12 protein-coding genes are annotated in these 12,982 nt (G+C 40.4%); 11 read left to right on the top strand and 1 reads right to left on the bottom strand.

The window, feature by feature from the left end; all coding sequences use genetic code 11:
- The 3 genes from QSE00_RS04830 (at window position 1) to QSE00_RS04820 (ending at window position 3,293) form a co-directional block, all read left to right on the top strand.
- A complete protein-coding gene (locus QSE00_RS04830) occupies window positions 1-1,467 on the top strand; it encodes an efflux transporter outer membrane subunit (protein WP_286105066.1) in 1,467 nt (488 codons plus the stop codon).
- 117 nt (window positions 1,468-1,584) lie between these two features.
- A complete protein-coding gene (locus tag QSE00_RS04825; protein WP_286105065.1) occupies window positions 1,585-2,502 on the top strand; it encodes a helix-turn-helix domain-containing protein in 918 nt (305 codons plus the stop codon).
- A gap of 128 nt (window positions 2,503-2,630) precedes the next feature.
- Complete coding sequence (locus QSE00_RS04820) at window positions 2,631-3,293, top strand: SDR family NAD(P)-dependent oxidoreductase (RefSeq protein WP_286105063.1); 663 nt, start codon at window positions 2,631-2,633, stop codon at window positions 3,291-3,293.
- Between the two features lie 322 nt (window positions 3,294-3,615).
- Here the strand turns inward: QSE00_RS04820 and QSE00_RS04815 are convergent, their stop codons facing one another.
- On the bottom strand, window positions 3,616-6,096 hold the full coding sequence (locus tag QSE00_RS04815; RefSeq protein WP_286105061.1) for an ABC transporter permease: 2,481 nt from the start codon (window positions 6,094-6,096) through the stop codon (window positions 3,616-3,618).
- Between the two features lie 787 nt (window positions 6,097-6,883).
- Here QSE00_RS04815 and istA point away from each other — a divergent pair.
- The 8 genes from istA (at window position 6,884) to QSE00_RS04775 (ending at window position 12,973) form a co-directional block, all read left to right on the top strand.
- On the top strand, window positions 6,884-8,428 hold the full coding sequence (istA, locus tag QSE00_RS04810; RefSeq protein ID WP_286105060.1) for an IS21 family transposase: 1,545 nt from the start codon (window positions 6,884-6,886) through the stop codon (window positions 8,426-8,428).
- A gap of 20 nt (window positions 8,429-8,448) precedes the next feature.
- A complete protein-coding gene (gene istB / locus QSE00_RS04805; protein WP_286105059.1) occupies window positions 8,449-9,186 on the top strand; it encodes an IS21-like element helper ATPase IstB in 738 nt (245 codons plus the stop codon).
- Between the two features lie 161 nt (window positions 9,187-9,347).
- Window positions 9,348-10,187 carry a sigma-70 family RNA polymerase sigma factor gene (locus tag QSE00_RS04800; protein WP_286105058.1) on the top strand — a complete coding sequence of 280 codons (840 nt, stop codon included), beginning with the start codon at window positions 9,348-9,350 and terminating at the stop codon, window positions 10,185-10,187.
- Window positions 10,188-10,250: 63 nt separating this feature from the next.
- Window positions 10,251-10,781, top strand: coding sequence for a cysteine hydrolase family protein (locus QSE00_RS04795; RefSeq protein ID WP_286105057.1), 531 nt, complete (start codon window positions 10,251-10,253; stop codon window positions 10,779-10,781).
- A gap of 196 nt (window positions 10,782-10,977) precedes the next feature.
- On the top strand, window positions 10,978-11,433 hold the full coding sequence (locus QSE00_RS04790) for a DoxX family protein (RefSeq protein WP_286105056.1): 456 nt from the start codon (window positions 10,978-10,980) through the stop codon (window positions 11,431-11,433).
- 188 nt (window positions 11,434-11,621) lie between these two features.
- Window positions 11,622-12,230 (top strand): FMN-dependent NADH-azoreductase, encoded by a 609-nt coding sequence (locus QSE00_RS04785; protein ID WP_286105055.1) that lies wholly within the window; start codon window positions 11,622-11,624, stop codon window positions 12,228-12,230.
- Between the two features lie 55 nt (window positions 12,231-12,285).
- The gene (locus QSE00_RS04780; protein WP_286105054.1) at window positions 12,286-12,606 is read left to right on the top strand and encodes a VOC family protein; all 321 of its coding nucleotides are present in this window, start codon (window positions 12,286-12,288) and stop codon (window positions 12,604-12,606) included.
- Window positions 12,607-12,613: 7 nt separating this feature from the next.
- Window positions 12,614-12,973: a nuclear transport factor 2 family protein gene (locus tag QSE00_RS04775; protein ID WP_286105053.1), complete on the top strand. Its 360-nt coding sequence runs from the start codon at window positions 12,614-12,616 to the stop codon at window positions 12,971-12,973.
- The last annotated feature ends 9 nt before the right edge of the window (window positions 12,974-12,982 follow it).

Below are 12,982 nucleotides of genomic sequence, written 5' to 3'. Positions count from 1 at the left end.
ATGAAGAATTTATTGATAGTTGGCATATTGGCATTCCTGTTGGTCTCCTGTGGAATTACCAAACGCGACTTTGAGGTGGTGTCCAAGGTAAATGTCAGAAAGGATTTCTCCATAGTGGATAGTTCCAGTATTTTTACCAAAGTGGCCACGGCCCAAAATTGGTGGTCCGAATTTAATGACCCCGTTTTGGACACTTTGATTGAAAAAGCAAGAAGGCACAATCTGGATATCAATTCGGCCATAGCCAATCTCTTTGCCGCACGGGCCCTGTTGAAGGAAACCAAATTGGATCGATTACCAACGGTGACCGCCAATGGCGATTACTCCAGGACCCGGCTCGGTGAAAATGTCTTTGTACAGGGAAGCAACCCCACCTTTAGCACTTATAGCGGTAGTTTTGATGCCTTTTGGGAGGCCGATCTGTTCGGAAGGGTTTCCAATCGCATTAAAGGGGCCTACTCGGGCAAGCAATTGGCGTTGGCGGATATGCAGGGCGTATATGTAAGTATTTTTGCCAAGGTAGCCAATGATTATATGGAGTTGAGAGGATCCCAGTATCTATTGGATATAGCGCAACGCAACCTAAAGGGGCAACAGGACACCTATGATCTAACGGTCAAATTGTCGGAGGCCGGTACCAGCAATAGTCTCGACGTATCCCGGGCATTGGCGCAATTGGAGAATACCAGGGCTACCATTCCCCCTTTAAAGGCAAAAATCGAAGCATTGAAAAATAGCTTGAGCGTATTGATCGGGGAAGTGCCCGGTAATTTGGATTCGACTATGGTAGCCAAGCGGCCTTTGCCCAGTTTGCCCTCCTCGGTGGCTTTGGGCGACATAAACGAATTGTTGCGCAGACGTCCGGATATACGTAGGGCCGAAGCTGCCTTGCAAATTCAGATAGCGAAATACAATCTATCGGTGGCGGAACTATATCCTAAAATCCAATTTGGGGGGTCCATTGGGTTTTCGGCGGTCGATTTTTCAAATTTTGGAAGCAAGGAATCCTTTACATGGAGCATTATGCCCAGCATCAGTTGGGCTGCTTTTAACTTGGGTAGGGTAAAACAACAGATCAGGCAAAATGATGCATTGACATTGGCGGCCCTGAATCAGTATGAAAAAACCGTATTACAGGGATTGGAAGAGATCAGAACGGCTTTGAGCAATTATACAAATGAATTGCAGAGAAGGGAAACATTAAGGACCTCCTCAGAAGCCAGTGCAGAGGCAGCCAAATTTGCCAAACAGCGATTTAATGCCGGTTTGGATAGTTTTATAGACTATTTAAGTGCGGACAATACGCTTTTGCAAGCAGAAAATTTGTTGGCCATAAGTGAGATTTATTCAGCTACTTCCCTAATTGCAATATATAAAGCCTTGGGAGGCGGTTGGGAAATTATCTCGGAAGATGAATTGAACACTAAATTTGTACAAATGAAAGGTACCGGGCAACGTTCCAAATAGACCTTTTATATGGATTGAGTGGAACTTCCCTTTCTTTACGGAATAGGGCAGTTTCCTTTTTTTTGTATAAATAGAATGGATACCCTTATAGCTTTTAAATGACCAAGGGCGTCACCTTTGGACCATATTTTATATTTTGATATGATGACCAAGACCGAAATTCCAGTTTTTGAAACCAGCAATGATTTCCATGCGGCAATTGGATTTGAGCACAGAAGCCATATACCCAATTTTGATATCTATGCCATTGAAAGGTTGGAACCTTCGGCAAGTAGGTGTATGCCACCATATCGGCAAGGGTTTTATCAAATCGGGTTATTGAGTTATGTAGGGAACAGTAGGTTGAATATCAATACAGATTGGCTTACTATGGAAGGATATCCGCTGTGGTTTGTAGTCCCAGGACAAGTTTTTTCATGGGTTCGAGATGAAAAAATGGCCGGATTCAATATTATGTTCAAAAAGGAATTTTTGATGAATGGGGTTTCCAATTTGGTGGAAGATTTTCCTTTCCTAAAGATGTCCGAGAATAGAGTATTGATATTGACAAAAGAAGAGCGCGAATCATTGCTTTTTGATGCTCAAAGAATGAATTCAGTGTACCAAAACCCCCATCCATACCAAGAAAAAATGTTGGAAGGGATGTTAGTCTCTTTCTTGTATTTTTGCAAAGCGATCTATGAACGTCATAAAACCACCGAAAATCATCTATCACGTGCCCAGGTGATTACCCAAAAGTTTGAAGTTCTTGTGGACAAGATGTATGTGGACACCAAAAATGTAAGCGATTATGCCGAGCAGCTCAATATTACGCCTAATTACCTTACTACTACGGTTAAAAAGTTGACAGGTAAAAGTGCAAAGGATATAATTCAGGAAAGGCTCCTAATGGAGAGTAAAACTTTGCTGAAATTTTCTGATCTGGATATTGCAGAAGTCGCTTATAGATTGAATTTTCAAGAACCTACCCATTTCACAAGGTTTTTTAAAAAACTAAGTGGAACAACCCCGAATAAATTTCGTCAATCGAACTGATGAAAAGCAATTTAAACATGTCTTATGGATTCAGTTCAAAAAATCATTATATGGGTCATTTATTAAAGAAAAGTGGTTCTTTTTCGAGATTGTATTTAGTTAAATTTGCCCTATAAATAGTTGTTTTCATGAAGGTTAATAGATCAGCAGTAGTTACAGAATCGGGGAATGGATTGGGAAGTACCTTTGCCAACATCTTATTGGACAATGGTTATAGTGTAATTCTTGCAGCCAATAAGAAATGTCACAAATTACTATCGAAAGATGGTGGTGAAATACAATCTTGTAAGTTGATAGAAACAGATTTCACCTCGGAAGAAAGCCTTCTTGCATTAAAAAAAAGTATTAGTTCGGAATTTGGAAGATTAGACCTATTGGTGAACAATGCAGAACTAGCTAATGGTTTTGGTCAAAAAATAGATGAAATAAGTATTGATGAAGTCAGGAAAGTATATGAGATAAATCTATTTTCCGTCATCCGGGTTGTGCAATTATTGAAACCGTTGCTCGAAAAAAGTGAGTGCCCTAGCATAATTAATGTTACTAGCGCACTGGGTGATATTAATAAAATGAAGGACGATGGATTCTGCTATTCCAATTATTGTATGACAGCCTATGCCACTTCAAAAGCAGCATTGAATATGTTTACCCATTTACAATCCAAAGAATTCAAACCCACAAAAATTAGAATTAATAGTTTTGACCCAGTAGTAATGGAGAATTGCACCTACAATTCAGTTTCCATTTGTGATGATGTTAAAGAAGAATTTATTTCGCTGATAAAAAAGTAAGGTTGTAATGTGTGTTCTGGTCGTACTTTCTTTTCAAGTTGAACTCTTTTTTGAACAAATTTATTTTAAGAAGTGATTTAAACTTTTTTGGGATCGAAAGATAGGGGGCCAAATTTTGTTCCATAGATTCACCCGTGCACATTCAAAAACCATAACCGGAAAGTTTAAATAAACGGTGATTTAAATTCAATTAGTGAAAAATAGTCTCTAAATTTTATTAGGATCATGACAACGTAAGCATATCGAAACGGTCAAAAGTCACCTTTTTGGTTATTTTTTTTAAAAAATAACATAACATAGTAAATAATGAAAAATTATTGGTTCAGTCATTCCTAAGGGTTTCGGCAGGGTTCACCAATAGGGCACGCACAGATTGCATACTTATGGCCAATAATGCTACGACCAAAACAAGCACAAATGGAATAAAAAACATCCATACGGTTATATACATTCTATATTCGTAAGTCTCAAGCCAATATTGGGCTGCAAAATAAATCAGGGGAATTGCTATGATACCCGCAATCCCCACCAAGGAGAGCAGGTTTTTGGGAATAAGCAAAAGTGTTTGCAGATTGCTCGCTCCCAATACCTTCCTGATCCCGATTTCCTTTAATTTCTGCAATGCCATTTGCGAACCCATCCCGAACAAGCCTATGGCTGCTATAAAGATGGCAAGGATTGAGAACAGCATGCAAATAGTCCCAATTTTAATATCTGCCTGATACTGTTTGTTGAAATACTCATCGAGAAAAAAATAATTGAAGGGATCTTTTGGGAAAAAGCGTTGGAACTCTGACTCAACAGTTGCTAATGTGCTCTTGAGGTCTCTTGCCCCGACATTTATCGTAATATAATTGGCCAAGTATCGATCCTCGTACATTAGCATCATATTGGCAATGCCAGATCGAAGGGATTGTTGGTGATAATCCCTGATTACGCCAATTATTTCGGCTGTTTGTTCTGCAGGGCCATATTTAAAGGTAACTTTTTGATGTATTGCCTCTTCAGGTGAATTGTATTCCAGTGCCCTGGCAGCGGATTCATTGATAATGACCTTGTGGGGGTGATTGCCGTACATCCCATCATCAGGGAAGTATTCGGTCTTATCCTCTCTCCGGAAGCCTCTGCCCGCTATAACTTCCAAACCATATGTTTTTATGAAATCATGATCTACGGGAAGAAAATCAACACTCCGTGATTGTTTTTTGCTTTCCGAAGGTTTTCGAATACCATCGGTCAAATTTACTGTCTTTCCTGGTATTTCGGTGGACAGGGACACACTGTTGATATTGGGATCTTGGGTCAATTGATTCTTGAAAACCTCCAATCTGTCCAATGCACTGGAATACTCATCGGAATTCCAGTCGATGGGCGTGTTCACAATAATGTTTTGTTCGGATTCGAAACCAAGATCCTGATCCTGCATAAAGGAATATTGATTGAAAACTATATAAGTGCCGGATACCAAAGCAATGGATATCACAAATTGGCCAATGATCAATCCCTTTCTGAGTAAGAGACCATTTCCGGATTGGTGAAATCTTCCCTTTAAAACTTCGACAGGCCTAAACTTTGAAAGTACAAAGGCTGGATATAGGCCGGCAAGAATTCCACCAAACAAAAGAAGTGTGAGCAGGGAAAGCCAGATAAGCGGTCTGTTCCACATTCCATGATCCAGGACTTCAAACTGTACCAAGGCATTGAACGGTTCCATAAGTAAGATTACCAGAACAAGGGCTATGAGAATCGAGAAAAAATTAATCATCAAAGACTCGATCAAAAACTGTGCGATTAACATTTTACGGTTTGCACCGATCACTTTTTTAAGCCCTACTTCCTTAGCCCTTTCCAAGGATTTGGCAGTTGACATATTGATGAAATTAGTAAGGGCGATCCCGATCACCAAAAAAGCAATTATCACCAAGAAATTCAAAACCATGGGACTTGAATTTATGGACATTTCCTTTTTTAAGTTGTTGGTTAAGTGGATATCCCCAACTGGCTGTAGATTCATCCGGACCTTAAAACCATAGGTATCCATAATATCCCCAAGGTTTTTATCTACAAACTGTGGCAATTTTGCCTCCAATACCTGAGGACTCGTCCCAGGTTTGGTCTTCACATAATTGTAGAATTCGGGCCACGCCCAATTGGCATCGGTGCCCTGTCCCAAGGTGGAAAAGGATACTAAAAAATCAAAGTTGAGATGGGTGTTCTGAGGTAGATTTTTGAAAACTCCGTTCACTATGGCATTGTATTCTGAGTTGACAATGATGCTTTTACCTATGGGGTCTTCATCGCCAAAAAATTGTTTTGCCGTTCTTTCCGAAATAACGACCGTACCTGGTTTGTCCAAAGTGGTTTCAATAGTTCCTCCGATCAAGGGTATTTGAAAAAGCTCAAGGACTTTTCCATCGGAATAATAGGCCTGGAAATCGTTTAGGTTATAACGTACTACATCCCCATTTTGACGTATATAGGACAATACCCCCCTGGCATTCATCAACTTCATATCCACCATACGGGCAAATGACTCGATTTCAGGGAATTCAGCTTTCATGGCAGGCCCTACTGCCGGATGGTTTGTCGCCGCAGTTTCTAACCGATCCACTGTACTTCCAGACGAAAGGGTGACCCTATATACATGATCCAAGTCTTTATCATAGCTTTTCTCAAAGGCAATATACTGTATCAAAATGATGAAAGCGGCAATTCCAACAGCAAGCCCTGTGGTATTGATAAGGGAAAAAAGTCTATTCTTTATAAAGAAACGAAGTGCGATTTTGAAATGTTTTCTTAACATGATTTATTTTTTGATTGATGAACATTGGATGTTTCCTTTGGGATGGCACTAGAGCTAAACACAAACTTCTTGAACGTATCAATTTTTACCCAATTATTATTCCAATTTAATAATACTCTAATTATCAGAATTTTATAATTAGAACTATAAAAATAGCCCTATAGAAGTGTAAAAAATATTGACAAAAGAATGTCCATTAATTTTACAATGACAAATACATCCTCGTAAGAAAGTAAATCCAATAATCGTAAGACCATACCCATGATTGTATCAGCAAAGCAATGAGGGAGCGATTTCTTTATAAAGTATTTAGTAGGAAAGAATGGGAATATGGGTGGTAGTGAGCATTTTTTAGAAGGGGATTCGCCATTTAGTATCAAAGCTCCCTCTGATTTTTTGTTGGCCATGTTTATGGGAGCCGATTTCTTCGTTGCAACGCAGTACTTGATTTTTGAGACTTGCCAATCACTTCAATCCATTACAGCTCCAACCAAAAGCAGGATGAACATTTGCCTTGGCATATGATTTATGTACTCCATAATTCGATAGTTTTCCCGCCAAAAAATGGTAAGCTATTATCTGTTCAAATCCCTATAACTGCATATTAATAATTCTGTGTGAATGAACTTAAACTGGAAACGCCGGACATAGTATACCACCCTCGCCGGTTCAAAGTGACCATAGCTGGCCGGACGAAAGTGACCCACCTTCGCCGGGCCAAAGTGGACCACCTTTAGATTAGATCTATCTGTAAAAAGTCTAAGTGCTTTTTTTGTTAAAAAGCACCATGGCGAACAAGCAGATAGACATGCGAAAAACAAAACTGATTTACAAACTTTACACCTCCGGCACGAGCAAACGGGGGATAAGCCAACAATTGGGCATATCCCGTGTCACGGTCAGGAAGTACATCGAATTCTTCAAGCGGTACCGTTTTACGGCCTACGAAGTGGAGAAGATGACCCTGGAGGAACTCCACGGCCTCTTTAAGGACGGGCAAAAGCGCAAGAGCCAACGGTTGCTGACCTTAAGGCAGTACTTCCCCTATTTTGACAAGGAAATAAGAAAGACCGGGGTTACCCGACAGTTGCTGTGGGAGGAATATTATGCCAAGCATCCCGATGGCTTCAAACTCTCACAGTTCAAGTACTGGTACGCCGAATGGCGCAAGGAGACCTCGCCGGTAATGCACATGGAGCACAAGGCCGGCGACAAGCTCTTTATAGACTTCACGGGAAAGAAACTCCACATCGTTGACAGGGACACCGGTGTACTGAAGGAACTGGAGGTGTTCGTGTGTATACTCGGCAGCAGCCAATACACTTATGTAGAGGCCTGTGCAAGCCAAAAACTGGAGGACTTCATCCGCTGCACCGAGAACTTCCTATGGTTCTATGGCGGCGTACCAAAGGCCCTGGTGCCCGACAACCTGAAGTCGGCGGTCACAAAGAGCAGCCGTTACGAGCCCAAGGTCAACGAGGTGTTCGCCGACTTTGCCGAACACTACGAAACGGCGGTACTGCCCACACGTACCTATAGGCCAAGGGACAAGGCCATAGTGGAGAACACCGTGAAGATAATCTACACCAGGGTGTTCGCCCCTTTACGCAACCAGGTATTCCACAGCATAACGGATCTCAACATGGCGATAAGGGAACTGTTGGAAAAACACAACGTAATGCCGTTCAGGGGAAGGGAATATTCCAGGCGTTCGCTTTTCATGGAAATCGAGAAGGGAGAACTGATGCCCCTGCCGGGGAAACGCTATGAGGTAAAACGCTATGCCCAGGCCACCGTACACAAGAACAACCATATCTATTTTGGGAAGGACAAGCATTATTACAGCGTGCCCTACAGACATATAGGCAAACAGGTCAAGCTGGTCTATACCGACAGTATCGTCGAGATCTACCTTAAGCACGAAAGGTTCGCCGTACATACAAGGAACAGGAAAAAATACGGCTATACCACCTTGGCCGACCATATGCCATTGCACCATCGTTTCGTAAGCGAGTGGAGCAGCGAAAGGTTCATCGATTGGGCGGGCAATATCGACGAATACTGTAAAGAGTACATCATTGCCATCCTGGAAAAGAAGCAGCACCCCGAGCAATCCTACAAATCCTGCCTCGGCGTACTCCACCTTGCCAAAAAGTACGGAAGGGAACGCCTTGACAGTGCCTGTAGGCGTGCCTCGGAATATGGGGCGTACAATTACAATATGGTAGAGCGCATCCTCAAAAAGGGATGGGACCAGATCGATGACCGTAATGATGAAGGAATGAAAATGCCCGAACACAAGAACATAAGGGGCGGAAAATACTATGAATAAAAACACTTAAAACTGGACATATGAACGAAAAAACAATGCAATTGATGAAAGAAATGAGGTTCTATGGAATGCACAGGGCCTTTGCAACAACAATGGAAACCGGAGGTGCCGATACCGATTATACCAATGACGAACTCATTGCCTATCTCATCCAGAGCGAATGGGACGACCGGCACAACCGTAGGATAGAGCGATTGACCAAGTCCGCAAGGTTCAGGGATACGGCCGTCATGGAAGCTATCGACTACCGACCGTCACGCCAACTGGACAAGAACCTGGTCCGGCGACTAGGCTCTTGCGACTTCATCCCAAAAAGGGAGAACATACTTATTATCGGTAGTACCGGTGTGGGAAAAAGTTATCTGGCCTCGGCCATCGGCCACCAGGCCTGCTCCTTGGGGCGAAAGGTCATGTACTTCAACACCGCCAAGCTCTTTACCCTGCTCAAGACATCAAAGGCCGACGGTTCCTATCCAAAACAGATAAACAAACTTGAAAAACAGGACTTGCTCATCTTGGATGACTTCGGCCTTAAACCATTGGACAACATCAACAGGCATGCGCTTATGGAGATCATCGAGGACCGTCACGGCAAAAGGTCCACTATTATAGCATCACAACTACCAGTCGAAGTATGGCATGACATCATAGGGGAAAAAACACTGGCCGATGCCATCCTCGACCGTTTGGTGCACACGGCACACAGAATCGACATAAAAGGAGAATCAATGAGAAGAAAATTGAAAAATAAAAACTAAGTTTAACTCAAGGATAGATCAAATCTAGGCAGTTCGTTTACCCTGGTCAGTTTCATCCGGCGAAGGTGGGTCACTTTACCCGGCTTATCCATAATGGAAGAAAAAGAACTGAACAATGTCACATTTCCCATTCCAAAATTGTCTAATAATAAAAAGGAATAATGGATGATTTAGAAACACTTACCAAAAAATTATTTCCCTATGCGTATAACATCTTGGGAAATATTTCGGACAGCCAAGATGTGATTCAGGATGTTTTGATAAAATTCAATGAAAAAGAAACCGGTTCAGTTTCCAATCCAAATGCCTATCTCATAAAATCGGTCACCAATACGGCTATCAATCTGAAAAATAAAAACGACCGAGAAAGGAACCAACGAATTTCACTTCCCGAACCCATCATAATAGCCAATCAAGGAGAAAGCAAAATTGAAATAGAAGAAATACTCAACTATTCCATGCTTGTCTTGCTCGATGTATTGAACACCAAGGAAAGAGCGGTTTTTTTACTGAAGGAAGCATTTGATTACGACCACGAAGAAATTGCAAATATCTTGTCTGTATCCGTGGAAAACTCAAGAAAACTATTATCCAGAGCCAAAAAGAAACTTAAGCAGAAGAAGCCCGATATTGTAACAACTTCTTCAAAAGATAGAATATACTTAGGAAAATATATAGAAGCTATACGAAGCGGAGATGTTGTAACCTTGGAACAAATGCTCTCCGAGGAAGTTCAGGTTTTGGCAGACGGAGGAACCAAGGTGAACGTAGTTGCTCAACTAACCTCGGGTATAGACGATACTATAAAACTAATAACTTATGTCTTCGAGCATTATCAAAAAGATTTTAGAATAGAGATCGATAAAATAAATCATCAACCGGCACTTTTATTTTATGACGGTACACTCTTAATTAATTGTCAGGTATTTGAGCTAAATAAAGACGGAAGGATAACCCATATTTTTTCAGTTGTTGATCCTGATAAATTATTACCAAATTAATTTTTTCTCCTTTTATTATCACATTTTGGCATTTGTTTTTGTCTTATAAGAAAAACATATAACATGAAAGCAATTATCATCATTGATGCTCAAAATGAATTTTCTAAAAATGGAAAACGTCCTGTACCAAATTTTATAGATGTAATTGAAGAAATATTCAAACAAGTTGAATTTGCAAGGGAAAATAACATCCCTATTGCATGGGTAAGACATTTTAATCAGCCTAATGAAAGTTCTGCTTATATTCCTGGTACATGGGGAAGTGAATTTTATACAGGTTTAGGTCCCTTAAAGGATAAAAAGCTAGAAAGAGAATTCCATAAAAATGTTTATGGGGCGTTTACAGGGTCTAACATAGGTCAATGGCTTAATTCATTACACATCACAGAAGTAATTATAATGGGATTTTATACACATGGTTGTGTCTCTACTACCGCAAGAGAAGCAATTATGGCTGGGTTTAATGTATCACTACCAATAAATACTACTGGAGCTTGCAATATCGAGCATGAGTTATTGGGTGAAATTACGGCCAATGAAGTTCGCAGATCTTCGCTATTACATTTGGCCAATATGGGAGCAGAAATTCTATAAATATTGTTTGAAGATCCTTTTGTATATAATTTCAGCAGGTCATTTTTCTATTCCCTCGAATTTTTTTGCCCCGATGAAAAGAGCAGGGATTTTCGAGTTTATTCGAACTACTAGGGAAACAATAGCAATTACCAACATTGACCACAATATTTGAAGGGAATGCAAACAAGATATGAACTAGAATAAAAAAAAGAAAATGATGAAACAGAAATTCTTTAGTACATACAATGATTATACAGGTTTGATCATTCGACTGACCATCGGCATCGTTATGTTTCCACACGGAGCGAGGGCTATGTTGGGCTGGTTTGGTGGCTATGGGTTTACCCAAACTTTGGAGGGTTTGCAACAGATGGGACAGCCGTGGCTGGTGGGGCTATTGGTTATTTTAATAGAGTTCTTTGCACCCATTTTTATAATAACGGGCTTTGCCTCCCGATTTTGGGCAATTGTATTGGGTGGACTTTTTGTCGGAATAATTTTATTTGGTGGACATCTCGAGCATGGCTTTTTCATGAACTGGTTTGGCGATAAGGAGGGCGAGGGATTCGAATATCACTTGTTGATGATTGGTTTATGCCTGACACTGTTCGTTCAGGGCAGCGGAAAATATTCACTGGACAATTTGATATCCAAAAAACTCACAGCTTAAATGTAAACAACGATAATCCCGATACACGAACTTTTATAGTTAATGAACTGTCAGGTATTTGAGAAAAATAAGAACGGAAAAATCACCAATATTTTTTCGGTAGTTGACCCGGAAAAACTAATGTCTGTATAATTCCTCCATTAATTTGTCACGTTCCAGGATGTGAATTTGTCTTACAATAAACAAATATGATGAACACATTATTAAGAATAGACAGTAGTTTCCGAATTCAAAATTCGATTTCTAGAAAAGTGGGCGATTATTTTATACATGAATGGGGAAAACAGAACCCTAACGGTAAAATTATTACGCGAGATCTTGCCCAAGACCCGATTCCCCACTTGGACCATAGTACATGGAAAGGCTTTTACGACAGTCATAGTCCGACCGATCTATTAAAACGATCGGATGTTTTAATCGAAGAATTGTATAAATGCGATGAAATTCTGATCACCAACCCGATGTACAATTTCGGATTGCCATCTTCCCTTAAATCCTATTTTGATTTAATTGTTCGTTCAGAAAAAACATTCCGATATACTGATGAACAAGAGGGTTTGCTAACCAACAAAACAGTTTTTGCGATAACGGCGATGGGAGACCGAAACGAGCCGTTGGACGTCCTGTCCCTTTCTGAAACCCATTTACAAAACATTCTCAATTACATAGGCATTGAAAACATCAACTATTTTTTGATAGACGGAACATCCGATAAAGAGTACGCTGTCGAAATCATGTCAAAGCAACAAAAACGAATAACAGATATTTTAAGAACTCTAGATCCCGTGAAAAATTAAGAACCATCAAAATATTTAAAATGAGGCCGTCGCATTTTTTGACATTTAAAGTGGATTGAAATTAGCGCTTTGGCCAAGAAAAAGCATGGAAAACGCCCCGGGTATTACACAGCAAAATCCTTCTGCTTTGGAGTTTACCTTAGGACATAACGTAGTGAGCAAAGAAGAAGTGGATGCGATATGGAACTTGCCGGAAAAGCAGGGGCAAAAATCATTAAACCTGCCTCAGAAGCTTTCTGGGGTGGTTACGCTGGTTATTTTCAAGACATCGACGGGCACCTTTGGGAGATTGTCTACAATCCTAAGCTTGTTCCCGAAGATTGATAAAGAAACAATCACAGCATTGAAGCGTAAGAAATACAATAATTTTAAATAAGCAGCTCATGGAAAAAATCAAAAAAGCCATCGAAACCTTTGTAAAAGGCGGTGACAACAACGATGTAGCAATTCTCGACCAAATATTACATCCAGATTACCAGAACATTCAAGATGGACATTTTGAACAAACAGGAATTTTTGTTTTCTCAAAAGAACAATACATTGATTTGGTCCGGACTAAAAAATTCGGCGGTCATCCCCGAACCATAAAGTATGAAGATGTTCATCAAATGGGAAATATTGCCATTGCAAAGACAATGCTGGAAAGTGACCAATTAAAATTCAATTCAACAATCGTTTGCGTGCTTGAAAATGAACAATGGCAGGTCATAAGCAACATCCCGAAAATTGATATGACAAACTAAAAGAGTTTA

It is taken from the genome of Arenibacter flavimaris, from assembly GCF_030291335.1.
Classification (GTDB): Bacteria; Bacteroidota; Bacteroidia; order Flavobacteriales; family Flavobacteriaceae; genus Arenibacter.
The sequence above is the reverse complement of the archived record's forward strand: the minus strand, read 5'-3'. Positions and strand labels throughout refer to the sequence as shown.

Coding starts and splice junctions, on each gene's coding strand:
- QSE00_RS04775 (WP_286105053.1), top strand. CDS start 12,614: ATGGAAAAAATCAAAAAAGCCATCGAAACCTTTGTAAAAGGCGGTGAC.
- QSE00_RS04815 (WP_286105061.1), bottom strand. CDS start 6,096: ATGTTAAGAAAACATTTCAAAATCGCACTTCGTTTCTTTATAAAGAAT.
- QSE00_RS04820 (WP_286105063.1), top strand. CDS start 2,631: ATGAAGGTTAATAGATCAGCAGTAGTTACAGAATCGGGGAATGGATTG.
- istA (WP_286105060.1), top strand. CDS start 6,884: ATGGCGAACAAGCAGATAGACATGCGAAAAACAAAACTGATTTACAAA.
- QSE00_RS04830 (WP_286105066.1), top strand. CDS start 1: ATGAAGAATTTATTGATAGTTGGCATATTGGCATTCCTGTTGGTCTCC.
- QSE00_RS04800 (WP_286105058.1), top strand. CDS start 9,348: ATGGATGATTTAGAAACACTTACCAAAAAATTATTTCCCTATGCGTAT.
- QSE00_RS04785 (WP_286105055.1), top strand. CDS start 11,622: ATGATGAACACATTATTAAGAATAGACAGTAGTTTCCGAATTCAAAAT.
- istB (WP_286105059.1), top strand. CDS start 8,449: ATGAACGAAAAAACAATGCAATTGATGAAAGAAATGAGGTTCTATGGA.
- QSE00_RS04795 (WP_286105057.1), top strand. CDS start 10,251: ATGAAAGCAATTATCATCATTGATGCTCAAAATGAATTTTCTAAAAAT.
- QSE00_RS04790 (WP_286105056.1), top strand. CDS start 10,978: ATGATGAAACAGAAATTCTTTAGTACATACAATGATTATACAGGTTTG.